Source organism: Ferrimonas sp. YFM (assembly GCF_030296015.1).
Classification (GTDB): domain Bacteria; phylum Pseudomonadota; class Gammaproteobacteria; order Enterobacterales; family Shewanellaceae; genus Ferrimonas.
The window spans coordinates 3,304,604-3,330,581 of sequence record NZ_AP027368.1; the positions used below are offsets into that span (position 1 = coordinate 3,304,604).

Consider the following 25,978-nt stretch of genomic DNA (forward strand, 5'->3'; position numbering starts at 1 on the left):
GCGAACAAGGGGTTATGAATGGATGTACTCACATACTCACCCAGGAGCCGGCACTATGGCCAACCCCTTTTCCTGGGGGCCTTGATCAGTCTGCTGACTGCGCTGGGCTTCGTCATCAACTTCGGCAACCTCTACCCTCTCACCATCGGCTGGGTGCTGGTCTCGGCGGTGGCTCTGGCCGTGGCCATGGGACATATCCGCCAGGCGCGACACAGCCTGATTGCCGATGACCGAGGTGTTCTGCTCCTGATCGATCAAACCGTGGTGCCTGTTCGCTGGGATCAAATTCAGCGCATTGACTTCGTCAGCGAACGTCAGCTCCTGGGCATTCGGCTGAAATCCGATGCCAGAATCTGGCAACAGCTCAGCCCCCGCCAGTTGCGTCGCTGGTGTCGTCTCAGCCAGCATCAACTGAAACAGTTTGGCGTGCCTGCGGTCACCGATGGCTTGCTGGCTCAACCGGATCTGTTGCACCAGCAGCAGTTCTTAAGTGACCAGCTGGCGCAGAAAAGCGGCTTCCACATCCTGCTGCCGGAGAGCGAGTTTGCCTCTCCCGTGGACAGGATCAGTGCGGACCTGAGGCTGGCGCACCAGAAAGCCATGGTACGCCGCGCCAACCGGGAGGCTACAGTGACGCCAATCGACGCCAGGTCAGGCCAAGATACTCATGAAGTGCCCGCTCTGAGGTCCGGAGATTCGAGGCGCTGAACTGCCACCAGGCGGCATCCCGGCCGATAAAGTCCGTGGGCGCCGCCTGAGCCTTCACCCCCTGACTGAGAAACAGCGCCATCACCCTGGGCATATGGGTGGCGGAGCTGACCAAAATCACCTCCCTCTCGCCAAACCTTTCTCTGAATAGCCTCGCCTCCATGGCAGTGTCCAGGGCCGTAGGAAAAGTCACTATCTGCTCTTCAGGCACCCCCATGCCCAGGGCCGCGGCTTGGGCCACAAAGGCATGAGGCTGTGCGTCTGTCCCTGTCCACCCACTGAGCACCAGGGTGCTGTCCGGGTTCAGTCGCTGCAACCTGACCCCCTCGGTCAGGCGGGCCAACGCGGTATCCGACAGCTGCTGATGGGCCAGGGGGCTGATGGAGGAGTCGTGGCCTGAACCCAGCACCATGATCACCTCGGCCCCTTTACCCTGCCACACCGGGTACTGCTGCTCTAAGGGCCGAGCCAGCCACTGACTGCCAAAGCTGGAGCTGAGAAACAGCAGCAGCGCCGGTCCCGCCAGCACAAAGGCCCTTCCCAGGTGAGAGTGACGCCTGGACAGCCACAGCCCAAACAGAACCAACAGGACAGCCAATGGGATGGGAAGCAGCAGTGCCGAGACCCCTTTCTTTATCCAGAACCCCAGCATCAGCGCCCCCACAGCCAGGCGGCACCGCGCACCCCGGACGAGTCCCCGTGACGATTCGCCACCACCTGAGTGACACACTCCCGGCCCAGGACATCGGTGCCAAGACGGCGATTGAGCTGTGGATAGAGCTCATCGATGTTGGACATGCCTCCGCCCAGCACAATGACCTCAGGGTCGAGCAGATTAACCACATGGGCCAGGGCTCGGCTCAACTGGTCGCAGTATCGCTCAAACACCTGGCATGCCGCGGGCTCCCCCTGGCGCATGCGATGGATGATCTGGTCCCCGGGAAGGGTGTGTGAGGTCAGTTGGCGGTACTGACGGCTGAAGCCCGTACCGGACACGAAGGTCTCGATGCAGCCTTGGCGACCGCAGAAACAGGAGGGGCCGGGAAACTCCTGCGCCGTCATCCAGGGTAATGGGTTATGCCCCCACTCCCCGGATAAACCATTGGCCCCCACCAGAGGCCGTTCATTAAGGGCGATACCAGCGCCGCATCCGGTGCCCAGAATCACACCAAACACCAGGCTCCTGCCCTGCCCGGCACCGTCCACCGCTTCAGAGACGGCAAAACAGTTGGCGTCGTTGGCAAGACGCACTTCGCGATGAAGCAGTTGGGAGAGGTCCTGATCCAGGGCCTGGCCATTGAGGCATTGGGTGTTGGCGTTCTTTACCTTGCCGCTGTGGGGAGAGAGCACACCGGGGATACCGACGCCGACGCTGCCGGTCAGGGTCAGGTTGGCTTCGGCCCGTTGCACCAGGCCGGCAATTCCCTGGAGAATCCCCTGATAGTCTCCCTGGGGCGTGGCAATTCTCTCGCGCCACAACTCCTGCCCCTGTTCGTTAAGGGCGATCCCTTCGATTTTGGTTCCGCCAAGATCAATTCCGATTCGCATAACCTGTAATGGCCAGTCTTTTGTTCCAGTTTAGGTATCGGAATCATAACAGAGATTCAGTGGTGCCCCACCTCAGAACAGCTTGGTGAGTACCCCAAGAATTGCCAGCGCAAACAGCAGCACAACCACGATGGGAAAGAACAGCCTGTCCGGTGGCGCAAAACGGTTTCGGCGCCACAAGGCCAGATCAGACCATTTGCCTTTATGAACCTTATCGGAGTGGAGATTGGGCATGTCGGCCTCCTTAGAGGTGGGTTGCCGGATGGGGTCGAGCAGATGTCATTCCCTAGTCCAAGTATATCAGCACTCTGTTGACACTATGATGACACCTTGGGCCGAGTCTCCGTGAAACGGACAAAAAAAAGCCACCCCAGTTTGGCGTGGCTGTACTAAGAATTCTGTAGCAAAGGAGATGATGATGAAAACAGGTGTAGCTAAATGCGCTTACTGTTGATTAAGAGTCGCTGGATCGCAAAAAGTTCAGGAATTTTTGAAAAAAGTTGCAGAGTCTCCCTTGCCTCTGAGACCACCCCTCCTTTAGAGTCGGAGTGGGACCCCCAACCGCATTAGGTATCTTTCTAATTAAAAACATATTTCTGGAGTCGCATTATGTACTACCAAACCGATGATGTTCGCATCGACAAGATCAAAGAACTGCTGCCCCCCATTGCGATTCTGGAACGATTTCCCCTGGACGACCGCGCCGCCGAAACCGTGTATCAGGCCCGTCAGTCCATTCACAACATCCTGAACCGTCAGGATGACCGCATGCTGGTGATCATCGGCCCCTGCTCCATTCACGATCCTGAGGCAGCCCTGGAATATGGCCAGAAGCTGGCCAAGCTGCGCGAAGAGCTGAAGGAGGATCTGGAGATCGTTATGCGGGTCTACTTCGAAAAGCCCCGCACAACCGTGGGCTGGAAAGGTCTCATCAACGACCCCATGATGGACAACAGCTTCCGTCTCAACGACGGCCTGCGCACCGCACGCAAGCTGCTGCTGGACCTCAACCAGATGGGATTGCCGACCGCAGGTGAGTTCCTGGATATGATCACCCCCCAATACGTCGCAGACCTGATGTGCTGGGGAGCCATCGGCGCCCGCACTACTGAATCTCAGGTACACAGGGAGCTGGCGTCCGGTCTCTCCTGTCCGGTGGGCTTCAAGAACGGCACCGACGGCACCATCAAGATCGCCATCGACGCCATCAACTCCGCCAGTGCCCCGCACCACTTCCTGTCGGTCACCAAGTATGGCCACTCCGCCATCGTCGCCACCACAGGCAATCAGGATTGCCACATCATCCTGCGCGGCGGTAAAGCGCCGAACTACAGCGCCGACGATGTGGCCGCCATCACCGAGCAGCTGCACAAGGCCGCCCTGCCCGCCAACATCATGGTGGATTTCAGCCATGCCAACAGCCGCAAGGAGTTCAAGAGGCAGCTGGAGGTGTGTGACGATGTCTGTGCCCAGGTGGCGGGGGGCGACCTCAACCTGTTTGGTGCCATGGTAGAGAGCCATCTGGTGGAGGGCCGCCAGGATCTCAGCCTGACTGAGCCCCTGACCTATGGGCAAAGCATCACCGATGCCTGCATCGGTTGGGATGACAGTGCCAAGGTACTGAAAAACTTAGCCAAAGCGGTTAGAAAACGTCGCGGTTCAAACTAAGTCCGTTCCTGGGGCCTTCTTAGGCCCCAAAAAAAACGCCACCTCAAAGAGGTGGCGAAAAGAATTTAGGGAGATGATGAAACCAAATTCGTTACAGAGATATAGAGTCCCCGGATGCCAGTTTGTTCCCTCATCTCCAATTTTTTTTCAATCTTTCTTCCATCCCCTGGCAACACCACCCCAAAAAAAACGCCACCTCAAGGAGGCGGCGCAAAATAATTCAGGGAGATGATGATGAAACTCAATTCGTTACAGAGATATAGAGTCCCCGCCCTGCGGATAGTTCCCGCACTTGCCGACTTTTTCCGTTTGCCGCTGCCTTGGGTGTCGTGCCCCGTCAGGCTCACACCAAAAAAAACGCCATCTCAAAGAGATGGCGCAAAATAATCTAGGGAGATGAAGATGAAACTCAATTCGTTACAGAGATATAGAGTCCTCCATAACCACTAAGTTCCATCCTGCCTTCCATTTTTTCATCTCAGCGCACAGAGGCGCGCGCAAAAAAAAACGCCACCTCAAGGAGGCGGCGCACAAGAATTTAGGGAGATGATGAAACCAAATTCGTTACACCTTTATAGAGTCACCCCAAACCATAAAGTTCACCCTGTACCAAAAAAAGTTTTTCCCTGGTCATCGACTACTTCGGCGGCTGAATCACGACGAAGCCTCCCTGCGCCAAAGACGCAAACCAGATCCCTTGATGCATCCAGTACAGGTGACCATCAACCCGAACCTGACGGTTGGGCTCTGGCAGTCGCGACAGCGTCTGACCCGGTTTGTATCCAGGCTGGTGCTTTTCCCTGGCACCCAGCACCCGGTAGCTGCCCGCCCTCGGCGGAGACTCCAGTCGATAGGCCTCCCCCTGACGGCGGTAATACTGCCCGTCAATCAGCTCATAGGTGATGCCATCGACGATGATGATCCTGGCAGCCCTGGGCTTCTTTGGCCGGTCATCGTAGTAGTGTCGCCGGTAATGACGGCCATAGTAGTAGGAGCGAGGATAGAAAGGAGAATAACGATGGTGGTGGCGCCGGTAATCGTAGTAGTGACGGGGGTAACCCGTGCCATAGCCGACGACGATGGAGACGCCGCCAGCAACCTCGGCGCCATGCCCCTTGGCCTCGACCGTACCGGTCAAAGCAAACGCCAGAGTGAGAACAGCCCACAGAACAGCCCAAACCCTCACAATCAACCTCCTGCAGTGGCAGACGTGATTCCTTAAGTATACAAACGGCGCAAGCGGCCTGAGGTAAAGATAGGTAAACCCCGGAGTCCGGTGCCAACGGCCGCTGAGCGACAAACAACACCTGGGTGAAAACCTGTTTAAAACAGCAACTTCAAAAAAAGGAGCAAAAAAAATCAATTTTTCCGCCCCTTTTTTTGAACTTTCTCAGAAATGATGACTCTGACCCTATGTAACAAATTGAACTCAGATTTGTTTCATCATCATCTCCATATTTTCCTGCCACCTCTATTTGGGGTGGTTTTTTTTGCCCTCAATCCGCCCCTCTGGCCAGGAAGTGAGGATTGAGCAGCGACGACTTGGCGTTATAACGCAGCTCCCCGCCATCCATCAGAGACAAGGCTCCGCCGGCGCCAAGCAGCACCGCATGGGCTGCGGCGATGTCCCACTCGCTGGTGGGCCCCAGCCTGGGGTAAAGGTCGGCCTCCCCCAGAGCCAGCAGACACAACTTCAGGGAGCTGCCCACCGACACTGTCTCCACCTCACCCAAAGCATCGAGCCAGCTGGCCAGCTCGGCAGAGGGGTGAGAGCGGCTGCACACCACCCTGGGAACCCTCTTTCGAGGCACCACAGCGATGACCTCTTTCTCCCCATCCTGAGTCAACCAGGCGCCCAAGCCCGGGCCGCCACTGAAGCTTTGTGCCAATGCCGGAGCCACCACCACCCCCAATATCGGACGACCTTGGTCGATCAGGGCGATGTTGACCGTGAACTCGCCGTTTTCGGCAATAAACTCCTTGGTGCCGTCGATGGGGTCCACCAGCCAGTACCGGCGCCAGTGACGCCTTTGCTCCCAGTCGGGCACACCGGACTCCTCCGAAAGAATGGGCAGGCCGGGCGTCAGGGCAGAAAGCCCCTTGACCAATACCTGGTGGCTGGCCAGATCCGCTTCGGTCAACGGCGTGCTGTCCCCTTTGTAGCGGGTCTGTGGGTTGCCGTAATGAACCATGGCCGCCTCGCCAGCTTCCAGGGCGATGGCCTCCATCGCCTCAAGCAGGGAAAGACGCTGGGTGTGGGTTAAGGTTTCCGGGTTCAAGGGGTGAGCACTCCGTGACGTTTCAGGTAATCCACTATCTTGTCCACCGCCTGCTCGGTGTCAAGCTGGTCGGTCTGGATGTGGATCTCCGGACACTGGGGGGGCTGGTAATCTGAATCGATGCCGGTGAAGTTGCGGATCTCGCCCGCCCTGGCCCGGCGATACAAGCCTTTGGGATCCCGCTGCTCACACACGGCCAGGGGCGCATCCACAAACACCTCGATAAACTGCCCCGGCGCCAGGGCATCACGTACCCTTTGCCTGTCCTCCCTGAAGGGGGAGATAAAGGCGCTCAGGCACAGGGTCCCGGACGCCACAAACAGCTTGCCCACCTCACCGATGCGGCGAATGTTCTCCACCCGGTCGTGATCGCTGAAACCCAGGTCGCCATTGAGGCCCAGGCGCACATTGTCACCGTCGAGCAGATAACTGTGCACCCTCAAGGTCATCAGCCGCTGCTCCAGGGCATTGGCCAGGGTGGATTTGCCGGAGCCGCTGAGCCCGGTGAACCACAGCAGTGCACTGCCATGGCCCTTGAGCCGCCGACGCTGCTCCGGGCTGACCGTATGGCTGTGCCAGGTTAGATTCTCAGTCATTGTTACCTCAAAACGGAAAGAAACGGGGGATCAGGTAGAGCACCACCAGGCTGTAAAGCAGCGACAGGGGCAGCCCCAGCTTCAGGTAGTCCTTAAAACGGTACTGGCCCAGGCTCATCACCATCAGGTTGGTCTGATAGCTGAAGGGGCTGATGAAGCTGGCGCTGGCACCGTAGGCCACCGCCATCACGAAGGGCATGGCACTGGTACCAAAGGCGTCCGCCAGCCCCAGAGCCAGGGGCAGGCTCAGGGCCGCCGCGGCGTTGTTGGTCATCACCTCGGTCAGCAGCAGGGCCACCAGGTAGACACCGATAAAGGCCACCAGCACACCCTGGCCATTGAACAGCAGATGAAGCTGCTGCGAGGCCATCAGCGCCAGCCCGGACTGGGCGACACTGTCCGCCATCGCCAGGGCACCGGTGATGATCAGCCAGATCTCGAAGGGGAAGCGGGTGCGCACCTCCTGGGCAGACAGGATGCCACCGGAGAGCATCACCAACAGCAGCAGGGCCATTGCCGCCACCAGTTCCACCAGACCCAGGGCGCTCAGCGTCAGTGCGGTGACAAAGCCGCCAATGGCCAGCCACTCCTGAGCCAGGCTCAGGGGCGTCTGCAGCTGAGTATCCCCCACCACAAAGAAATGGCGGGGCGAGGGCACAAAGTCATCGCCGGTAGAGAGCACCAGCACATCCCCCGCTTCGATGGGAAGCTGCCCCAGCTTACCGGAGAGGCGGGCGCCCCGGCGGCGCATCGCCACCACGGCCGCATCGAAGCGGCCGCGAAACTCCACCGTCTTCAGCGTCTGACCTATGATGCTGGAGGTCGGGCTGACGATCACCTCGGTCAGTTGCCTGTCCAGGGGGGCCTGCCCCTCGGCAAACAGGGTCAGCCCGCGAAACTGGGAAAGCAGGGTCACCCGGCTTACATCCCCGCAGAACACCAGCTTATCCCCCTCCTCCAGCCTGGTGTCCGGCGACACCGGCGAGATCACCTGATGACGACGCACCACCTCGGCCAGATAGAGCCTTTCCAGGGCCCGCAGGCCATTCTCCTGAACGGAGCGCCCCGCCAGGGGGCTGCCCGGCTGCAGCTTGGCCTCAATGAAGTAGGGGTCCTCCTCCTGGGCATGATCGGCGTTGTGGGGCAGCAGCGGCGACAGCAGCAGAATCAGCCCCAATCCGGCGACCGCCGCCCCCAGCCCCACCGGCAGGAAGTCGAACATCGCCAGCCCGGGCCTGCCAGTTTCAAGCAGGAAACTGTTGACGATCAGGTTGGTGGAGGTGCCCACCAGGGTCAGGGTGCCCCCAAGGATGGCGGCATAGGAGAGGGGCAGCAGCAGCCTCGAGGGCAGATGATCGGCGTTGGCCTTCACCCGCCCCATCAGCGCCGCCACCACCGCGGTGTTGTTCAGAAACGCCGACGCGGCCATGGTGCCACTGCCCATCCTCAGCAGGGTGCTGCGGTAGGAGCCGCGAAACAGCCAGCCACTGAGCCAACTCAGCAGCCGGGTTTTCTCCACGCCGGCCGAGGCCAGGATCAGCAGCAGCAGGCTGATCACCCCCGGGTTGGCGGCCAGGTTCAGCAGCCTGTCCATCTGCAGCTGGCCCAGCATCACCAGGGCAATGGCGCCGCCGGAGAACAGCAGCACCGGTCTTAGGCGGGTGAACACCAGCCCGAGAAACAGGGAGGCTGCCAGGGCCAGGAGTTGACCGTGAACCGCGGTCATCAGTTGGACCCGCCTCCGGTAAGCTTGCTGAGATCCCTGGCATCCCAATGGGGAAAGTGCTTGCGGATCAGCGCATTGAGCTCGAGCTCAAACTGGGAGTAATCCTGCCTTGACGCAGCAGCGGTCTCGGCGGCTTCCCGGACCATGCCCGCCGCGACGGTGCCATTGGTCACCGGGTCGATCAGGATAAAGGCACCGGTGTCCCTCAGCTGAGCGTATCTGTCCACCGGCAATGGCCTGTCGGTCTGCAGAACCACCTGGCCAATGTCATTGAGCCCCAGGGTCTCGCTGTCCAGGGCTTCCCAGCTGCGAATGTCTGTACGGTGTTCCACCTGGCTGACCCGGGCCCGGGCCGAGCTGGTGGCCAGCTTGATGCGGTACTCCCTGCCCGGCTCAAGCGGCGCATCGGCCATCCACACCAGTTGGGCGCGCAATCCCTGACTCAGGGTGACCGTTTCCTCCTCTGCCACCAGCCAGTCGCCGCGGCTGACATCAATCTCTCTGTCCAGGGTCACGGTGACCGCTTGTCCGGCCACGGCAGAGCTCAGCTCTTTACCAAACTGATGGATGCCCGCCACCTTGGCCGGAGTGCCTGAGGGCAGCACTTTCACCCCCTGCCCCACACTCAGGGTGCCTGAAGCCAGGGTGCCGGCAAAGCCGCGAAAATCCAGGTTGGGCCGAACCACCAGCTGCACCGGCAGGCGCAAAGGCTGATCGGCAGCCCGATCGGCCCCCGGAGCCTGCTCCAGCAGTTCCAGCAGGCTGGGACCCTGATACCAGGGCATCTTCGGCGACAGCTGGGCGACGTTGTCCCCCTCCAGGGCGGAGATGGGCAGGTAGTGAATGGTCTCCAGGTTCAGCTCCTCGGCCATCTGAGCGTACTGAGCCTGAATCGATTCAAACACCGCCTGGTCATACTCCTTGAGATCCATCTTGTTGATGGCCACCACCACCTGGCGAATCCCCAGCAGGGACACCAGGAAGCTGTGGCGCCGGGTCTGCTCCAGCACCCCATAGCGGGCGTCGACCAGGATGATGGCCAGATCGGCAGTGGAGGCGCCGGTGGCCATATTGCGGGTGTACTGCTCGTGTCCCGGGGTGTCGGCAATGATGAACTTGCGCTTGTCGGTCGAGAAGTAGCGGTAGGCCACGTCGATGGTGATCCCCTGCTCCCGCTCCGCCTGCAGGCCGTCCACCAACAGGGCCAGGTCCGGTCGTTCACCCGTGGTGCCCTGGGTGCGGCTCTGCTCATTGACCGCTTCCAGCTGGTCGTCATACAGCGCCTTGGTATCGTGCAGCAGACGACCGATGAGGGTACTCTTGCCGTCGTCCACGCTGCCGCAGGTGATGAAACGCAGCAGCGCCTTGCTCTCGTGCTGCTTGAGGTACTGCTCCACTCGGAGCGCCACCGGGGTTGGGTTGTTGGTCATGGTGCTCTCCTTTGGACCTAGAAATAACCTTCGATCTTCTTCTTCTCCATCGACCCGGCGGAATCCCGGTCGATCACCCTGCCCTGGCGCTCCGAGGTGGTGGCCAGCAGCATCTCTTCAATGATCCCCGGCAGGGTATTGGCCTCGGATTCGATGGCCCCGGTCAGGGGGTAGCAACCCAGGGTGCGGAATCGGACACTGCGCATCTGCGGCGTTTCACCCGGCTCCAAGGGCATGCGTTCGTCGTCCACCATGATCAGGCTGCCGTCGCGCTCCACCACGGGGCGGGGCTGGGCCAGATAGAGGGGGACAATCTCTATCTGCTCCCGGTAGATGTACTGCCAGATATCCAGCTCGGTCCAGTTGGAAAGGGGGAACACCCGAATGCTCTCCCCGGGGTGCACCCGGGCGTTATAGAGGTTCCACAGCTCGGGGCGCTGATTCTTGGGATCCCAGCGGTGGTTGCTGTCGCGGAAGGAGTAGACCCGCTCCTTGGCCCTTGAGGCCTCCTCATCGCGGCGGGCGCCGCCAAAGGCCGCATCGAAGCCATAGTGGTCCAGGGCCTGACGCAGCCCCTGGGTCTTCATGATGTCGGTGTGCAGGGCACTGCCGTGAACGAAGGGGCTGATCCCCATGGCCAGCCCTTCTGGATTCTTATGCACCAGCAACTCAAAGTCGTGCTCCCTGGCCATGCGGTCGCGAAACTCGATCATCTCCCTGAACTTCCAGGTGGTGTCCACGTGCAGCAGGGGAAAGGGGATCTTGCCCGGATAGAACGCCTTTCGCGCCAGGTGCAGCAGTACCGAGGAATCCTTGCCGACGGAGTAGAGCATTACCGGCTTCTCAAACTCCGCCGCCACCTCGCGGAAGATGTGGATGCTCTCAGCCTCGAGGCGATCCAGATGGGTCAGGGTAGGGGACATCCTGTGATCCTAAGTCAGTCTAAGTCAGCGTCTAAGTGAACGTCAGATCGGCATTAACAACAATTCAACTTGGCACTTTCATATAACCCAAAGGAATCAATTTTTAATTTTGGATGCCATTTAGAAATATGCAAAGGCGGCAGGAAACCCCAGATCTGCTAAATTGATTGAGGTGTGACCCGCCAGGGATCGGCGGGCTCAGCCAGAGTTGAAAGCCACCGAAGAGAGGCAAGGATGCTGACTCAAAAGCGCTATCTGATCATCGACGACTCCACCACCTTCGTTGCCCTGGCCCGGTCCATATTGCTGGATGCCGGGGTGGGCAACGACAACATTCACAGTACCCTGGACAGCCTGAAGGCGTTTCGGCTGCTGGTGCAGCACCAGTTTGATGTGGTGCTGTGCGACTACAACATGGGCAGCAACATCGACGGAGGCCTGATACTGGATGAGATTCGTCAGAGACGGCTGCTCTCCCCTCAGGGGGTGTTCTTCTGCATCACCGGAGACAGCAGCAAAGAGGTGGTGACTCACTTCATCGAGATGGAGCCCGACGACTACCTCACCAAGCCCTTCCGCTATCAGGATCTCATCGAACGGCTCAAGGTCGCCATCAAGCGCAAGGAAGCCCTCTACCCTCTGCTGCAGGCCCTGGAAAACCGGGCCTGGCAAACCGTGGTGGACCTGACCGATCACTATCTGGACCGCCACCCGGAGTTTGCCCAGTACCTGCACCGGGTGCACGGCGACTGCCTGCTCAGGATGCGGCGCCATCAGGACGCGTTGGAGTTCTACCGGGAACAGGCACAGCTCACCGAGCAGTGCTGGCCCATCATCGGCATGGGACAGGCCCTGCAAGGGTTGGGGGAGCTGGAAGCGGCGGAGCAGATGTTCGCCCGGGCACTGGCCAACGATCCCGCCAACCCGGTGGCACAACGGACACTGGCCGCCTGCATCCTGGCAAAAGACGACTATCCCAGGGCGCTGAAACAGTTCCAGGAGCTGCATCAGCTGAGTCCGGCCAACCCGTTGCGGATGTTGGTGATCGCCAACCTGTTTGCCATTCTGGGGCAGCAGGACAACGCCGCCATCCACTACGAAAAATACATCGACAAGGTGAAGGATACCAACAGATACACCCTGGGGCTGCACATCCACACCTACCTGTGCCTGCTGTTTGCCACCTACCGCTGCGACAACCCCAAGCGACGACAACTGCTGCTCAATGAGGCCAGACACCGCCTGACCGGGCTGGCACAACGTTCCGAGGAGCAGGAGGAGGATCACTCCCCCCACCCAGGGTTTCAACTGGCTGCCGGGCTGTTTGCCATGCTCGAGGGCAAGGTGGAGCTGGGGTTCCACAGCGCCGCCAAGCTTACCGACCGGCTTGATGAGCTGGAGTTTCACCTGCTGCTGGATGCGGCTCGGCTGTTTGGCCTCTGCGGCCTGCCCCGGGAGTACCGCCGCTGCCTGGAGCAGGCCCGCCAATGCTGTGAGTCAGTGGATGACGACACCGTGATGCTGTCCCAGGTGAAGCTGTTGATGGCAGTGAAGACCGAGACCGAGGAGCGGCTGCAGGAGGGCAGTCGCCTGGCAGAGTCCGCACAACTGCTGCGCCAGCGCCCTCAGGCGGCCCTGGAGCAGGCGGTGTCCGCCTTCGCATCTGTCCCCTTCCTGCCGGCCCTCAGCCTGCTGCTGCTGGAGCTGTTGGGGAGCGAGTCCCCAAGCTGGATGGAGCCCGCCCAACGCCAGACCATGCTCGATGGCTGCCTCTGGCTCTACCAGCACGACAGCCGCACCACCGCGGAGCAAAAATCCCAGGCCACCCGGCTCTATCAAAAGGCGCTCGACCCCAAGAAACCGGGAGTAAACCAGACTGAAACTGAACAAACCGCCTGATCCCTGAGCGGTTATTCCGATTCCGCTGAAAACTGGGATTGAAGGCTATTAACCCTCTGTGGGGTCGATGGTAAGATGGTCGATTCACTCTGTGACCCGGCTTGATTATTGATGCTTTTATTTCGTCTTGCGGATGTAGAGAACAACTTCGACGAAGCCACCTTCGCCAGGGGCAAGCGCTATTTCGAAGAGGAGATGGTGCTCCAGGCGGAGCTGGGCCCCGGCGGAGGGACTGTGCATGGCACCACCCTGGGCCGACGCGACAACCAGTACGACACCAGCATCGAGGTGCGTAAGAACGGCAGTAAGGCCTCCCTGGAGAGCTTCTGCAACTGCCCGGTCGGGCAACAGTGCAAACACGCCGTCGCCCTGCTGCTGACCCTGCTTGACCAGCACCATGGTCACCAGGACAGGTATCAGGCCTGGCTGGAAAAATTCAGCCAGATTCACCCCCCGAAAGCGGCTGAGCCTCCCGCCGACTCCGCCCTGGAAGGCTTGTTTCGCATCGCCCCCACGGTCGCCCGGGACGCCAGCGCCGGTGAATCCCTCACCGTCGAGGTGGGCAACTGCCGCCGCCTGAAGCGGGGCGGCTTCAGCAAGTTCACCGTCAAGCAGCTGTTTAACGTGGCCACTCATCAGGGCGATGGCTGGGCCAGCGACGAGGTGGTCACCTACAGCCGGCTGCTGCTGGCCACCCGGGGCAACCTCTGGTACCGATACGCCCACCTGGAGAGCGAGCTGGATCGCTACGCCTTCGAAAAGCTGCTGGAGCAGGGGCTGGCGTTCTGGGAGGAGCCCGGCAACACCCTCACCCTGGGACCAAGCCGCCAGTTGCGGTTCCACTGGGAACAGGACAATCAGTTCCATCTGCACTCCAGCCTGGACAGCGGCGAACCCTGGATTCTGGTGCCCTTTACCTCGCCCTGGTACATCAACCTCAAAGATTTCAGCGCCGGTCCCCTGGAGAGCGAACTCTCCACCGAGGTGCTGCATCAGCTCAAGCGCCTGCCCGCCCTCCCCAGGGAGCAGGCGGTGCACTTTGGCGACCAGATAGCCCAGCAGTTTGATCAGGCCACCCTGCCCCACCCCATCCAGACCGACTACCGGACCATCGAGGCCCCCTTTACCCCGGTACTCAAGCTGCTCCCCAGCGATGAGGGGATCGTCAGTTTCTTCTGGTTCGAGTATGGCGATCTGATCCTCAGCCCCAGCGTGCTGGAGCGGCCTCAGCAGACCCGCTTCTCCGATGACCGCGGCCACTGGCAGGTGAGCCGTGAAGGTGACCGGGAACACCAAGCCCTGGAGCTGTATCGGCAAATGCAGCTGTCTGAGTTTGAACACCCTGGCCTGGATGCCCCCAAACACTCCCTGGCCGCCTACCTCAAACTGGCCACCGCCTCCACCGACCTGGCGTTCTGGCAACGACTGCTGAGTCAGCATCAGGCCGCCATCGACGGTCAGGGCTGGCGGCTGGAGATTGATCCCAGCCTGCCCCTGCTGCCTCACGAGATCCCCGCCTTCGATCTCAGCATCGAGGAGGGAGACAACTGGTTCAGCCTGGGGATGTCGGTGGAGATCGATCAGAAACAGGTGGAACTGCTGCCGCTGCTGCTCACCTGGCTGGAGCAGAACTCCGACTGGCGCGGCAACGAGGACCCCATTCTGCTGCACCGCGAAGGGGCCATGCCCCTGCGCATTGCCAACCGGGCCATCCGGCCGGTGCTGGCGGTCCTGGAGGAGCTCTCCACCGCCGATGGCGACAAGGTGCGCCTGCCCACCCACCAGGCCGCCGTGCTGGAACACCTGCCGGGCAAGGCCCGCTGGGTCGGCGGCGAACGGATTCGGGCCCTGGCCCACAAACTGAACCACTTTGCCGGCATCGAAGAGATTGAACCCCCTGCCGGGCTTCAGGCTCAGCTTCGCCCCTATCAGCAGCAGGGGCTCAACTGGCTGGCCTTCCTGCACCAATTCGGTTTCGGCGGCATCCTGGCGGACGACATGGGCCTGGGTAAAACCCTGCAGACCCTGGCGCACCTGCTGACTCTGAAGCAGCGCGGTCAACTGACCGCCCCGGCCCTGCTGGTGTGCCCCACCAGCCTGATCAGCAACTGGCGCAGTGAATCTGCCCGGTTCTGCCCCCAGCTCAAGGTGCAGGTGCTTCATGGCCAGGACAGACACTCGCTGTTCGACACCCTGGGCGACTACGATCTGGTGATCACCACCTACGGCCTGGTAGGACGGGACATCGAGCAGTTCCGCGCCCTGAGCTTCTCCCTGGCCATTCTCGATGAGGCCCAGGCGATCAAGAGCACCGGCGCCAAGATCACCCGGGCGGTGAAGCAACTGGCCGCCGGCCAGCGCCTGTGCCTGACCGGCACCCCCATGGAGAACCACCTGGGGGAGCTGTGGTCCCTGTTCGACTTCGTGATGCCCGGATTCCTCGGCCGAGAAAGCCAGTTTGCCCAGCAGTACCGCAAGCCCATCGAAAAGGAGGGCAACGGCGAGCTCAAGGGCGAACTGATGGCCCGGCTGGCCCCCTTCCTGCTGCGCCGTACCAAGAGCCAGGTGGCTCAGGAGCTGCCCGCTAAGACCGAGATGGTGCAGACCATCCCCCTCCCCGGTCCCCAGCGCATGCTCTATGAAGGGGTTCGCGCGGCCATGGAGTCCAGGGTACGGGAGCTGCTGCAGAGCAAGGGGATGGCCAAGAGTCAGATCGAGTTCCTCGATGCCCTGCTGAAACTGAGGCAGATCTGCTGCGATCCGCAGCTGGTCAAGCTGGAGCAGGCCCAGGGCGTGCAGGAGTCCGCCAAGCTGGACTTCCTGATGGAGATGCTCCCCTCCATGCTGGAGGATGGCCGCCGTATCCTGATCTTCTCCCAGTTCACCCAGATGCTGGCCCTGATTGAGCAGCGCATGGTGGAGGCCGGCATCCCCTACAGCAAACTCACCGGCCAGACCCGCAAGCGGGAAGAGGCGATCAACCGCTTCCAGGGCGGTGAGGTGCCGGTGTTCCTCATCTCCCTGAAAGCCGGTGGCGTGGGCCTGAACCTGACCCAGGCGGACACGGTGATCCACTACGACCCCTGGTGGAACCCGGCCGCAGAGAATCAGGCCACCGACCGGGCCTACCGCATCGGCCAGGACAAGCCGGTGTTCGTCTACAAGCTGATCTGCGAGCAGACCATCGAAGAGCGGGTGATGGAGCTGCAGCAGCAGAAGCAGGCCCTGGCGGACGCCATCTACGACAAGGAGAACCAGAGCCTGGCCACCGGCCTCACCGGCGACCAGCTGCTGAGCCTGTTCGACGCTCCCGACGAGGAGTAATCCAAACAGAAAAGGCGCCCCATGGGCGCCTTTTTTATTCTCAGGACCCGCTTAGAAGCGGCTCTTCTGATTCAGTTCACTCACCTTGGACAGGACACTCTCCAGGGCTTCTGACACGCCCCGGCCGAAACGGTTGGCCAGATTCTTCTTAATCACAAAGGCCAGCTTCAGCACCTCTTTGTCCTTGGCTTTCTGCATCAGCCAGTGATCCGAGGTCGCCAACTCATCAATCAGTCCCAGCTCCAGGGCCTGGGTGGCAAACCAGTGCTCACCGGTGGCCACCTTCTCCAGTTCCAGCTCTGGACGGTACTTGGCGATGAAGGACTTGAACAGACCGTGGGTCTCCTCCAGCTCCTCTTTGAACTTCTCCCGCGCCTCGTCGGTGTTCTCACCGAAGACGGTCAGGGTGCGCTTGAACTGGCCGGCGGTGTGCTGCTCATAGTCGATGTGACTGCGCTTGAGCAGACGATTGAAGTTAGGCAACTGGGCTATCACGCCAATGGAGCCAATGATGGAGAAGGGCGCCGCCACGATGCGGTCTGCCACACAGGCCATCATGTAACCGCCACTGGCGGCCACCTTATCCACGGCGATGGTCAGGGGAATGCCGGCATCACGGACCCGGGCCAGCTGGCTGGAGGCCAGGCCATAGCCATGGACCACGCCACCGCCACTCTCCAGGCGCACCAGCACCTCATCCTGCTTGTCTGCCACGGTCAGCAGGGCGGTGATCTCCTCCCTCAGGCTGGCCACTTCGTTGGCCTCGATGCCCCCCTTGAAGTCCAGGACAAACACCCGGCCCTCTCTGGGCTCATCCACCTTGGACTTGGCCTCCTTGGCCTTGGCCTTCTCCTCCTTCTTATGAGCCTTCTCTTTGGCCTTGAGCTGCTCCTTGCTCAGCAGCATCTCCTCCAGGTGATGCTCATAGTCCTCCAGCTGATGGCTGATGTTGGTCAGCTGCAGCTCCCCTTTTTGGGGTCGCTGCTGTCGCCCCATTACCGCGGCAACCACAATCAGCGCGGCGATGGCGCCCACCAGGGTCACCGCCTTGGCCAGGAACAGGCCGTACTCGTATAAAAACTCCAAAATCAAACTCCTAGAGAGGTTTGCGCCCATTCTATACCGAAAAGCAAAAAAAGACCCAGCCTGGGGCTGGGTCTTGGGGTGTCAGCAGCCGTGGCTTAGGAGCAGGGCTGAACCAGATCGGCGTTGGTCACCGGCAGGGCCATGCCGTTGGAGGCGGCAAAACCCGCCACCTGAGTCTGCATCTCTGCGGTGGCAGCGGCGGCGCTGCCGTCGGTCACACCGGGGATCTCATTGGGGGACAGCAGAGAGCTGTGATGCCCCTTGAGGAAGCGCACCGCGCCGGAAACGCTCTCACCCTGAGTGGTGGTGTCGATACAGCCCAGGCCCATGGCGGCGATCAGTGGCTCACCACCGGACAGGGGCGCGCCTTCGACAACAGGAGGCAGGGTCTGATCGGGCAGGTTGCCAGCACCGTCACCGATGATCTCAATCACGTGCACCTTGCTGCCGGTGGCCGCCAGGGCGGCGCCGTGGTTGATGGGGTCCATCGACTCAATCTGAGTCTGAATGGAGAACATCAGGGGTGGAATCAGCTCCTCTTCGGCCTGCTTGGCCAGGGCCTCATACTCTGGAGTGCCAGGTTCTGGCTTGGGAATGCCCGCGGCTTCCGCCAGGGTCCCCACCAGGGCGTCAATCAGGGCTGGCCTGAAGGCCGGGCTGCCGGCAAACACGCCCGCCAGACCGCCGGCGGGGGCCGTCAGCGAACTGGCTTGCAGGGTATAGGGGTTCATCTCCGCCGGAACACCGGCGATGGGGGTGTTGGCATAGGTGGTCACATCGGTGCCGGTAATGGCACCCAGGCTCAAGCCTTGAAGAGTGACCTTGGTCAGGTCAAACAGCGGCGGCTGACCTGCACCCACCTGCCCCATCACCAGACCGGTCACCGCGGCACGCAGGGCCAGGTTGTCGATCACTGCCTGACGGAAGTTATCTCTGGTGGTGAGGCCACTGGAGATGTTGACGAACACCAGGCCGCTGCCGTTAACAAAGGGCGCGCCCAGGCTGGGGTCGGTGGCGCTGATCTCATAGACGCCATCACCGTTGAAGTCGAAGCCTCGGGCACCGTGCAGCGGCATGTCGATGGCGATGGTGGCCAGGCCAGCAGCCGTCAACGGACCCACATTGGCCAGGGTGGTCTCCTTGGTCCCGGACAGGCCGTGCAGCGCCATGCTCAGGGGCCAGCCAGTGTCAGGCATGGACACATCGATGCCCAGGGCCGCCAGTTTGGCCGGGTTGGGCATGGTGATCTGCACTGCCACCGCCTGACGGCTCTTAGGCGCAGGCACCGGGTTGAAGCGGGTCAGGTGACGGGCAGGATCCGACGGCGAGCCGTCATCCAGGTTGATGGTACATCCGACGATCTCACTGGGGTCCTCAACCGCGGCCACGGGATCTCGGCCACAGGCCACCATCTGCTCGGAGAACTTCTCCAGAGTCAGGGTGCCGGCCTGCAGGGCTTGCAGCACCGCAATCGGGCTGTCACCCAGGGCGTTCCAGGTGCTGGAGATGGTGGGGTTGGCCGGGGTCGGCGCGGTCAGGTAGTAGGGCAGCTCAATCTCTGCCGCAAACACGTCGGTGGCGTCCGCCAGCAGATAGGGCAGGCCCAGGGCAGGATCCAACCCAAGAATCTGCGCCGCGGTCAGGCCGGTCGGCGTGGGCAGTTGGGTCCAGGTGGGCTCAAAGGGGTCGTGAGCCGGATCCGGAGAGACCACCAGTTGCTTGGTGGTCTCCAGCACGTTGAACACCGACTGAGTAGAGAAGACTCCGGTGTAGTTGACCGTATCCGGGTCGATACCATGGCCACTGGCCAGGGCACCCAGGTAGTTGTTGGTCAGCGCCTGAAGGTCGCGGCTGCTGCCTTCGGGTAGAGGCTTGGTGCTGATGTCCAGCTTCAGCTGTTTGTAGGTCTCGGACGCCTCAATGGCGCGGCCATCGGAGTCCAGCAGCTGATTGGAAACCATATAGAGGTATGCACTGGTGGCCGGCAGAGGCTTCAGTGGCTGGGCAATCACAGTGCTGCCACTGACGGTGGTGATGTAATCCACGCCCCAGGTCAGCTCATCGCCCATCTTACAGATGGACAGCGAAGGTGCTGCACTGCACTCCGCATCCGGGGAGAGCGCGCCACCCAGGGTCACGGCAAACAGGCGCACCGCGCCGGCCTGAGAGGCGCTGGCCGCGTCGATGGTGACGCCATCGAGCAGCTCGATATTCAGTTGAATGGGCTGAGTCGTACCCCAACCATCCAGGGCCCCGAGGGCCGCTTCAGGATCGGTATAAGGCGCACCCGCCACTTCGGCTGGGATCTGCAGGGTACCATCCGGAGTACCGAGAAAGAGCAGATCATTGGGCAGGGGGACCACACCATTGGCGGGATCAAAGCTAACCCGGGCATAACGTTTGACAGGGTCGGCCTTGTTGCTGTCCTCCTGGTAGCTGTCTCCGCTACAACCGGACAATGCCAGGGCCGACAGGACGGCGGTACTTAACAGCAGTCGTCTCATTTTCTCTCCCCAATCCTTGTTGTTTGCTCGCGACCGCCCCCAAGGGATTAAGGGCTTCAGACGGGAAAAAGGCCGCCAGCATTAGTTTTGTTTTCCGTAGTGAAATTCGTCACAATAGGCGCGTTTCTGGTGGAAATGCCGCTGTATATGCCCATTGCGACTTCACTCAAAGTAACGCAAAAACCATATGTTAGCTACATTTTTGCAACCAATACCCCATTTCGCGGTACCCAGAATGCAATCGCATGTTTAAAACAGCTGTTTCTGAGTACCGCAAACTCCCGAAAAAAGCGCACTGCAACATAAGGAAGGCGTGAAAGGATGTTGGAATACAGCCCCAAAAAAGATCTTCTCAAGGACAAGGTCATTCTGGTTACCGGCGCCGGGGCCGGCATAGGTCGACAGGCCGCGATAAGCTTTGCCAGCCACGGCGCAACCGTGATTCTGCTCGGCCGCAGTGTGAAAAAGCTTGAGGCCGTTTACGACGAGATTGAAGCCCTGGGCGCGCCTCAGCCCGCCATTATCCCCCTGGATATGCAAGGCGCCACCGAAGAGCACTACCGGGACATGACCGACACCATCGAGGGCCAGTTTGGCCGCCTGGATGGTGTGCTGCACAACGCCGGTCAACTGGGCAGCCTGACCCCCATGGATCAGGTGCCCCTGGATATGTTCGAAGAGGTGATGAAGGTCAATGTCACCGCCCAGTTCATGATGACCAAGGCGCTGCTGGCCCTGCTGAAGAAACAGCAGAAGGCCTCGGTGGTGTTCACCTCCTCCGGCGTCGGCCGCAAAGGCCGGGCGTTCTGGGGCCCCTACGCAATCTCCAAGTTTGCCACAGAAGGGATGATGCAGGTGCTGGCGGACGAGCTGGACGGCAGCGGCATCCGGGTAAACTGCATCAACCCCGGCGCCACCCGCACCCGCATGCGTGCCCTGGCCTACCCGGCTGAGAACCCTCAGAGCCTGAAGACCCCGGAAGAGATCATGCCCCTCTATCTCTACCTGATGGGCGATGACAGCCTCGAGGTTCACGGCCAGAGCCTGGACGCCCAACCGAAAAAGTAGAACTCTTCAAGGAAAAAGTGCGGTTTGCCCTTAGGGTGAACCGCACTTTTCTAGGAAGATCACAGAACCGCCCCCCTTAACCTGCCTCAGAAAAACTCTCGGGTGCATTTATTGTAATGCAATGATAATTTTGTACTTTCTTAACTAAAGTTGAGATAAAACCCAGACGCGTTTTGTACAAAAGCCCAAACAGAGATCAGTCAAACCCATGAAATGGACCTTGTCGGTTGACCGACCTGCCTCGCCGGAGAACACGGCTTCAGGGCGTACCATGAAGATCAGGCGCTACAGCATGCTGATGGCGGCCCTGGTGTTCCTCTTTACCCTCGGCCTGACCCTGAGTGCCACCCAGACCATAGACAACTACGAGGCGGAGAAGCGCCGTGCCAAGGTGTACGACTTTCTCAGCAGCGCCGAAGAGCGGATGGTTTCCGAAGTGGCCAAGATCCACTCCGCCATCTACCTGGCGGCCTCCTCCATCCAGCGCAATCACCATGACCAGCCCGAGGTACTCAAACAGCGGTTTCACCGCCTGGCCTACCTGATCCTGCAGAACAACCCCTCGGTGATAGGGGTGGATCTAGCCCCGGACAGCCGCATCTGGGCGGTCTACCCGGATCAGCCCCACCCCGGACTGGGAGAGGACATCAGTGGCCAGCACTCCACCCGGGAAGCCGCCCGGCTAAGAAGGGCGGTCATGGGCGGCCCCTACCCGCTCTACGCCGGCGGCACTGGCCTGGTCCTGAGCCAGCCCATCTTCGTCAACGACGAAAACCAGCAGAGCACCACGCCATCGGACGGCACCCGTTTCTGGGGGTTCATCAATGCGGTCATGCGCTTTGGCAACAGTAAGCTGCTCGACGGCCTCAACCTGCTGGCCGGCGACAGCATCAACTACAGCCTCTACTGCGGCAACCTGATCTCCGAGCATGTCTACAACAACACCGGCAAGCCGGTGGAGGTAGGCCAGAGCCGCAGTTTTCTGGTCAACGGCCTGCAGTGCCAGTTGAAGGCGGAAAGCCTGGAGGAGATCAGCCACCCCATCTCCTTCGTGTTCATCCTTATCTGTGGCCTGGTGACCTCTTCGCTGATCAGCCTGTGGATCCTGCAGCAGGGCAACAGCAAGTACCGGCTGGAGCAGCAGGTCGCCCAGAAGACCCAGGCCCTGCTGGAGTCTGAGCTGCAGTTCCGGGAGCTCTCCGAGCGCTCCCTCACCGGCATCTTCATCATCACCCATGGCCGCTTCACCTATGTGAATCCCAGGGCCGCGGACATGATTGGCTACACTCCCGGCGAACTGCTGGCCCTCAAAGATCTCTCTGAGCTTATCCACTATCAGGACTTCCTGCTGATCAAGGACTGGTTGGATGCTCCCAAGGAGACCTCCGAAGAGGCGGGGCTGGGCCCTCACCTGCATCGCCGCATCCGCTGCTTTGCCAAGACCGGCCAGACCAAGCACCTGGAGTTCTACTGCGTCACCACAGAGTACAAAGGCGAGACCGCCATCTTCGGCTCCATGCTGGATGTAACCACCCAGGTGGCCGCGGAAAAGAAGATCACCTATCAGGCCTACTATGACCAGCTCACCGGCCTGCCCAACCGCGCCTCCTTCCAGCAGCGGCTGCGCCAGAGCATCAGTGGCGGCCAGAACGGTCGCATGGCGCTGATGTTCATCGACCTCGACAAGTTCAAGACCATCAATGACAGCCTGGGTCATGACTCAGGTGACCAACTGCTGAAGCTGGCGGCCAGCCGGCTGCGCCGCACGTTGAGAAGCCGCGACTTCGTCGCCCGGGTGGGAGGCGATGAGTTTGCCATCCTGCTGGATCAGTATGAGGACAAGGACCAGATAGAGCACATTGCCCAGCGCGCCATCGAGTCCTTCAAAGAGCCCTTCACTCTCAAGGACAAGAAGTTCTACATCGGACTGAGCATCGGCATCTGCCTCTACCCCACTGACGGGGCCGACGCCGAAACCCTGCTGAAAAACGCCGACATCTCCATGTACCTGGCCAAGGGCAATGGCGGCAGCGCCTACAAGTTTTTCGATGAGAGCGAGTCCCACCTGTTCTACAGCAAACTGGACCTGGAGAATGAATTGCGCAAGGCGCTGAATCAGGGTGGGCTGCACCTGGAGTTCCAACCACAGAACTCCCTGGTCAACGGCGACATCGTCGGCACCGAAGCCCTGGTGCGCTGGTATCACCCCATCAAGGGACGCATCCCTCCGGTGGAGTTTATTCCCGTGGCCGAGGAGAGCAGCCTGATCCTGGAACTGGATCGCTATGTTCTGGAGCGCGGCTGCCGCCAGCTGGCCCGCTGGCACAAGGAGGGGCTGGACGTCAGGCTGGCCATCAACATCTCCTCTGCTCAGTTGGAAAAGGGCGATCTTCTGGGTCTGGTGCGCCGCTGTCTGGCGCAGCATGAGATCATCCCCAACCGCCTGGAGCTGGAGATCACCGAAAACTCGCTGATCCGCAATCCCGAAGAAGCCGCCGCCACCCTCAAGGGGCTGCAGGAGCTCGGAGTCAGCATCGCCATCGACGACTTCGGCACCGGCTACTCCTCCTTCGCCCTGCTCAAAGACCTGCCCATCAACAAGATCAAGCTGGACAAGACCTTTATCGACTCCATCGAGACCGACGACAAGGACAGGAAGATCATCAACACCATCGGCGAGCTGGCCCGCTCCCTGCAGTTGCAGTTGATCGCCGAAGGGGTGGAAACCGAAACCCAGGTGATGAGGCTGCTCGAATGCGGCTGTTACCAGGGCCAGGGCTTCCTGTTCAGCCGCCCCCTGAGTGCGGCAGATTACCAGCAGCTGCTCAGGGAAAGCCGGCTGATTGTCTAGGCCAGCCGGACACAAAAAAACCAGCCTGATGGCTGGTTTTTTTATTGCTGCTTCGCAACCTTAAACGGTGCTTGGCTTAGCGCTTGGGACCGCGACCGCGGCTGTGTTTGTTCACCGCCCGGCGGATCTTGCCAGTCTTGATCTTGGCCTTACGGCGGGCAGCTTGCTTGTCCTTGTCCATCAGGGAGCGGCTTTCCGGCTGCAGCTCCACCAGGGTACGCAGGTAGTTCACCTGCTCCAGGGGCAGCTCTGTCCAGCCGCCACGTGGCAGACCCTTGGGCAGGGTAATGTCACCGTAGCGGATGCGCATCAGACGGGAGACCTGCAGGCCCTGGCTCTCCCACAGGCGACGCACCTCGCGGTTACGCCCTTCGCTGAGCACCGCGTGATACCAGTGGTTCAATCCCTCACCGCCAGCGGCGATCAGGCGCTTGAAGCTGGCTGGACCATCATCCAGCTCAACGCCGCTGCGCAGGGCGCGCAGGTTGTCCTCGGACACCTCGCCAAACACCCGCACCGCATACTCACGCTCCACTTCCCGGGAGGGGTGCATCAGGCGGTTGGCCAGTTCACCGTCTGTGGTAAACAGCAGCAAGCCTGAGGTGTTGATGTCCAGTCGGCCCACCGCCACCCAGCGGCTGCCCTTCACCTGAGGCAGACGGTCAAACACCGTGGGACGACCCTGAGGGTCGGTGCGGGTGCACAGCTCCCCTTCCGGCTTGTAGTAGGCCAGAACCCGGCAGATGACGTCGTCTTCGGTCTGAACGGACACCAGGTGACCGTCGATGCGCACCTGCAGGTCAACGCCGGATTCAATCCGGTCACCCAGCTTGGCCACACTGCCGTTCACACTGACTCGTCCAGCCTCGATAACGGCTTCCATCTCACGACGGGAACCGTGGCCGGCACGAGCTAACACCTTCTGTAGCTTTTCGCTCATGAAATCTCTTCTTTAATGTACGGGGTCCTGGACCACGCCACCGCTGAGAAGGGCCTCGATGGCACCCTCGTCGCTCAATGGCGGCAGATCACTCAGACTCCCCAGGCAAAAATAATGCAGAAACGCATCCGTGGTGGCATAGAGGGCGGGCCGTCCCGGCACCTCCTTATGACCTACCACTTTTACCCAATCTCTCTCCATCAGGGTGCGGATGATATTGGAACTCACCGCGACCCCACGTATCTTCTCAATCTGTCCCCGGGTCACCGGCTGGCGATAGGCGATCAGCGCCAGGGTCTCCAGCAGTGCCCGGGAGTATCTGGGTGCCCTCTCCTGCCACAAGGCGGAGAGATGGTCACTCAGATCCGTGTTGCTCTGGAAACGGTAGCCACCGGCCACCTGAACCAGGTTGATGCCCCGTCCGGCGTAATCGGACTCCAACTCATCCAGCACCTCATTGATGCGTCCCAGGGTCACCTGAAACGCCGCCAGCACCCCCTGGCGCAGCCCCTTGGCACTAAGGGGACCATCGGCCACAAACAGGGCGGCTTCAATCAGCTGCTTAAGCTGGGCATCGTTAATTCTGCTCACGCCCTTGCCCTCACGTGGATCTGGCTCATGGGTTCCACCTGCTGAATCTCCACCAGGCTCTCCTTGGAGAGCTCCAGTATCGCCAGGAAGGTCACCACCACGCCGGCGCGGCCCTCCTGGGGTTCGAACAGGCTGATAAAGGGCGTAAACCTGTCGGCACTGAGCAGGCTCATCACCTGGCTCATTCGTTCTCGGGTGGAGAGGGCTTCCCGCTCCACCTGATGCTGTTCAAACAGTTCCGCCTTGGACAGGACTCCGCGCAGGGCATCCAGCAGCTCGTCCAGGCTCACCTCTGGCGGCACCACTCTAGGCACCAGGTTGGCGGCCCGGCCGGCGTGCGCCACCCAGGTGTCCCGCTCCACCCTGGGCAGGGTGTCCATCTGCTCCGCGGCGGTCTTGATCACCTCATAGGCCTGCAACTGGCGGATCAGCACCATGCGCGGATCCTCCTCTTCGCCCTCATCCGTCTCCGGTTTGGGCAGCAGCATCCGCGATTTGATCTCCGCCAGGGTCGCCGCCATCACCAGGTATTCCCCCGCCAGCTCCATTTGAAGATGGTCCATCAAGGCGATGTAATCCATATATTGGCGGGTGATGTCGAACACCGGCAGATCCACAATATCCAGCTTGTGGCGCCGGATAAGGTAGAGCAGCAGATCTAGGGGCCCCTCAAACGCCTCCAGGATCACCTCCAGGGCGTCCGGCGGGATATAGAGGTCCGCCGGCAGCTCCTCCAGGGGCTTGCCTCGAACTACCGCCAAAGGCAGGGGCGGCTGGACTGTCAGTGGAGCTTGGCTCATATCAGGCGGCGCTATTATAGGCGTTCAAGGGTAAAAA

Annotated in this window: 20 protein-coding genes; 6 read left to right on the top strand and 14 right to left on the bottom strand. The window is 60.8% G+C overall.

What is annotated here, in order from left to right; translation table 11 throughout:
- The first annotated feature begins 18 nt into the window (after positions 1 to 18).
- Complete coding sequence (locus tag QUE41_RS15340; protein WP_286339877.1) at positions 19 to 708, top strand: hypothetical protein; 690 nt, start codon at positions 19 to 21, stop codon at positions 706 to 708.
- Here the strand turns inward: QUE41_RS15340 and QUE41_RS15345 are convergent.
- The 3 genes from QUE41_RS15345 to QUE41_RS15355 form a co-directional block, all read right to left on the bottom strand.
- Positions 626 to 1,360 (bottom strand): YdcF family protein, encoded by a 735-nt coding sequence (locus QUE41_RS15345; RefSeq protein ID WP_286339878.1) that lies wholly within the window; start codon positions 1,358 to 1,360, stop codon positions 626 to 628. The genes QUE41_RS15340 and QUE41_RS15345 overlap by 83 nt on opposite strands.
- Complete coding sequence (mak, locus tag QUE41_RS15350) at positions 1,360 to 2,256, bottom strand: fructokinase (RefSeq protein WP_286339879.1); 897 nt, start codon at positions 2,254 to 2,256, stop codon at positions 1,360 to 1,362. The genes QUE41_RS15345 and mak overlap by 1 nt, the downstream gene beginning before the upstream one ends.
- Before the next feature lie 72 nt (positions 2,257 to 2,328).
- Positions 2,329 to 2,490: a hypothetical protein gene (locus QUE41_RS15355; RefSeq protein WP_286339880.1), complete on the bottom strand. Its 162-nt coding sequence runs from the start codon at positions 2,488 to 2,490 to the stop codon at positions 2,329 to 2,331.
- 375 nt (positions 2,491 to 2,865) lie between these two features.
- Here QUE41_RS15355 and aroG point away from each other — a divergent pair, with 375 nt between their 5' ends.
- On the top strand, positions 2,866 to 3,924 hold the full coding sequence (gene aroG, locus QUE41_RS15360) for a 3-deoxy-7-phosphoheptulonate synthase AroG (protein ID WP_286339881.1): 1,059 nt from the start codon (positions 2,866 to 2,868) through the stop codon (positions 3,922 to 3,924).
- A gap of 637 nt (positions 3,925 to 4,561) precedes the next feature.
- Here aroG and QUE41_RS15365 read toward each other — a convergent pair.
- The 6 genes from QUE41_RS15365 to cysD all read right to left on the bottom strand — a co-directional run bounded on the left by QUE41_RS15365 (position 4,562) and on the right by cysD (position 10,878).
- Positions 4,562 to 5,062 carry a hypothetical protein gene (locus tag QUE41_RS15365; protein WP_286339882.1) on the bottom strand — a complete coding sequence of 167 codons (501 nt, stop codon included), beginning with the start codon at positions 5,060 to 5,062 and terminating at the stop codon, positions 4,562 to 4,564.
- Between the two features lie 358 nt (positions 5,063 to 5,420).
- On the bottom strand, positions 5,421 to 6,152 hold the full coding sequence (cysQ, locus tag QUE41_RS15370) for a 3'(2'),5'-bisphosphate nucleotidase CysQ (RefSeq protein ID WP_286342953.1): 732 nt from the start codon (positions 6,150 to 6,152) through the stop codon (positions 5,421 to 5,423).
- Between the two features lie 47 nt (positions 6,153 to 6,199).
- A complete protein-coding gene (gene cysC, locus QUE41_RS15375; RefSeq protein ID WP_286339883.1) occupies positions 6,200 to 6,799 on the bottom strand; it encodes an adenylyl-sulfate kinase in 600 nt (199 codons plus the stop codon).
- Between the two features lie 7 nt (positions 6,800 to 6,806).
- The gene (locus QUE41_RS15380) at positions 6,807 to 8,525 is read right to left on the bottom strand and encodes an SLC13 family permease (RefSeq protein ID WP_286339884.1); all 1,719 of its coding nucleotides are present in this window, start codon (positions 8,523 to 8,525) and stop codon (positions 6,807 to 6,809) included.
- Positions 8,525 to 9,955 (bottom strand): sulfate adenylyltransferase subunit CysN, encoded by a 1,431-nt coding sequence (gene cysN / locus QUE41_RS15385; RefSeq protein WP_286339885.1) that lies wholly within the window; start codon positions 9,953 to 9,955, stop codon positions 8,525 to 8,527. Before cysN ends, QUE41_RS15380 begins: the two co-directional genes overlap by 1 nt.
- Before the next feature lie 17 nt (positions 9,956 to 9,972).
- Complete coding sequence (gene cysD, locus QUE41_RS15390; protein WP_286339886.1) at positions 9,973 to 10,878, bottom strand: sulfate adenylyltransferase subunit CysD; 906 nt, start codon at positions 10,876 to 10,878, stop codon at positions 9,973 to 9,975.
- A gap of 234 nt (positions 10,879 to 11,112) precedes the next feature.
- On the opposite strand from cysD, the gene QUE41_RS15395 reads away from it, so the two are divergent.
- Both QUE41_RS15395 and QUE41_RS15400 read left to right on the top strand, forming a co-directional pair.
- Positions 11,113 to 12,777 carry a response regulator gene (locus QUE41_RS15395; protein WP_286339887.1) on the top strand — a complete coding sequence of 555 codons (1,665 nt, stop codon included), beginning with the start codon at positions 11,113 to 11,115 and terminating at the stop codon, positions 12,775 to 12,777.
- Positions 12,778 to 12,888: 111 nt separating this feature from the next.
- Positions 12,889 to 16,101, top strand: a complete 3,213-nt coding sequence (locus tag QUE41_RS15400) for a DEAD/DEAH box helicase (RefSeq protein WP_286339888.1) — start codon at positions 12,889 to 12,891, stop codon at positions 16,099 to 16,101.
- Positions 16,102 to 16,152: 51 nt separating this feature from the next.
- Here QUE41_RS15400 and sohB read toward each other — a convergent pair whose 3' ends face one another.
- Positions 16,153 to 17,187, bottom strand: a complete 1,035-nt coding sequence (gene sohB, locus QUE41_RS15405) for a protease SohB (RefSeq protein WP_286339889.1) — start codon at positions 17,185 to 17,187, stop codon at positions 16,153 to 16,155.
- Between the two features lie 95 nt (positions 17,188 to 17,282).
- A complete protein-coding gene (locus tag QUE41_RS15410) occupies positions 17,283 to 19,691 on the bottom strand; it encodes a VolA/Pla-1 family phospholipase (protein ID WP_286339890.1) in 2,409 nt (802 codons plus the stop codon).
- A gap of 321 nt (positions 19,692 to 20,012) precedes the next feature.
- Here QUE41_RS15410 and QUE41_RS15415 point away from each other — a divergent pair, with 321 nt between their 5' ends.
- Both QUE41_RS15415 and QUE41_RS15420 read left to right on the top strand, forming a co-directional pair.
- Positions 20,013 to 20,759: a YciK family oxidoreductase gene (locus QUE41_RS15415; protein WP_286339891.1), complete on the top strand. Its 747-nt coding sequence runs from the start codon at positions 20,013 to 20,015 to the stop codon at positions 20,757 to 20,759.
- 271 nt (positions 20,760 to 21,030) lie between these two features.
- Positions 21,031 to 23,610 (top strand): bifunctional diguanylate cyclase/phosphodiesterase, encoded by a 2,580-nt coding sequence (locus tag QUE41_RS15420; RefSeq protein ID WP_286339892.1) that lies wholly within the window; start codon positions 21,031 to 21,033, stop codon positions 23,608 to 23,610.
- A 76-nt stretch (positions 23,611 to 23,686) separates the two neighbouring features.
- Here QUE41_RS15420 and rluB read toward each other — a convergent pair whose 3' ends face one another.
- The 3 genes from rluB to QUE41_RS15435 are packed head-to-tail and all read right to left on the bottom strand — an operon-like array spanning position 23,687 to position 25,941.
- Positions 23,687 to 24,550: a 23S rRNA pseudouridine(2605) synthase RluB gene (rluB, locus tag QUE41_RS15425; protein WP_286339893.1), complete on the bottom strand. Its 864-nt coding sequence runs from the start codon at positions 24,548 to 24,550 to the stop codon at positions 23,687 to 23,689.
- A 12-nt stretch (positions 24,551 to 24,562) separates the two neighbouring features.
- Positions 24,563 to 25,141 (bottom strand): SMC-Scp complex subunit ScpB, encoded by a 579-nt coding sequence (gene scpB / locus QUE41_RS15430; protein ID WP_286339894.1) that lies wholly within the window; start codon positions 25,139 to 25,141, stop codon positions 24,563 to 24,565.
- The gene (locus QUE41_RS15435) at positions 25,138 to 25,941 is read right to left on the bottom strand and encodes a segregation and condensation protein A (protein ID WP_286339895.1); all 804 of its coding nucleotides are present in this window, start codon (positions 25,939 to 25,941) and stop codon (positions 25,138 to 25,140) included. Before QUE41_RS15435 ends, scpB begins: the two co-directional genes overlap by 4 nt.
- Between the last annotated feature and the right edge of the window lie 37 nt (positions 25,942 to 25,978).

Excerpts from the sequence above, each read along its gene's own strand:
- QUE41_RS15415 (WP_286339891.1), top strand. The coding sequence starts at position 20,013 with ATGTTGGAATACAGCCCCAAAAAAGATCTTCTCAAGGACAAGGTCATT.
- QUE41_RS15400 (WP_286339888.1), top strand. The coding sequence starts at position 12,889 with ATGCTTTTATTTCGTCTTGCGGATGTAGAGAACAACTTCGACGAAGCC.
- QUE41_RS15420 (WP_286339892.1), top strand. The coding sequence starts at position 21,031 with ATGAAGATCAGGCGCTACAGCATGCTGATGGCGGCCCTGGTGTTCCTC.
- QUE41_RS15340 (WP_286339877.1), top strand. The coding sequence starts at position 19 with ATGGATGTACTCACATACTCACCCAGGAGCCGGCACTATGGCCAACCC.
- cysN (WP_286339885.1), bottom strand. The coding sequence starts at position 9,955 with ATGACCAACAACCCAACCCCGGTGGCGCTCCGAGTGGAGCAGTACCTC.
- cysD (WP_286339886.1), bottom strand. The coding sequence starts at position 10,878 with ATGTCCCCTACCCTGACCCATCTGGATCGCCTCGAGGCTGAGAGCATC.
- QUE41_RS15380 (WP_286339884.1), bottom strand. The coding sequence starts at position 8,525 with ATGACCGCGGTTCACGGTCAACTCCTGGCCCTGGCAGCCTCCCTGTTT.
- cysQ (WP_286342953.1), bottom strand. The coding sequence starts at position 6,152 with ATGGAGGCCATCGCCCTGGAAGCTGGCGAGGCGGCCATGGTTCATTAC.
- QUE41_RS15355 (WP_286339880.1), bottom strand. The coding sequence starts at position 2,490 with ATGCCCAATCTCCACTCCGATAAGGTTCATAAAGGCAAATGGTCTGAT.
- cysC (WP_286339883.1), bottom strand. The coding sequence starts at position 6,799 with ATGACTGAGAATCTAACCTGGCACAGCCATACGGTCAGCCCGGAGCAG.
- aroG (WP_286339881.1), top strand. The coding sequence starts at position 2,866 with ATGTACTACCAAACCGATGATGTTCGCATCGACAAGATCAAAGAACTG.
- QUE41_RS15410 (WP_286339890.1), bottom strand. The coding sequence starts at position 19,691 with ATGAGACGACTGCTGTTAAGTACCGCCGTCCTGTCGGCCCTGGCATTG.
- mak (WP_286339879.1), bottom strand. The coding sequence starts at position 2,256 with ATGCGAATCGGAATTGATCTTGGCGGAACCAAAATCGAAGGGATCGCC.
- rluB (WP_286339893.1), bottom strand. The coding sequence starts at position 24,550 with ATGAGCGAAAAGCTACAGAAGGTGTTAGCTCGTGCCGGCCACGGTTCC.
- QUE41_RS15435 (WP_286339895.1), bottom strand. The coding sequence starts at position 25,941 with ATGAGCCAAGCTCCACTGACAGTCCAGCCGCCCCTGCCTTTGGCGGTA.
- QUE41_RS15395 (WP_286339887.1), top strand. The coding sequence starts at position 11,113 with ATGCTGACTCAAAAGCGCTATCTGATCATCGACGACTCCACCACCTTC.
- QUE41_RS15345 (WP_286339878.1), bottom strand. The coding sequence starts at position 1,360 with ATGCTGGGGTTCTGGATAAAGAAAGGGGTCTCGGCACTGCTGCTTCCC.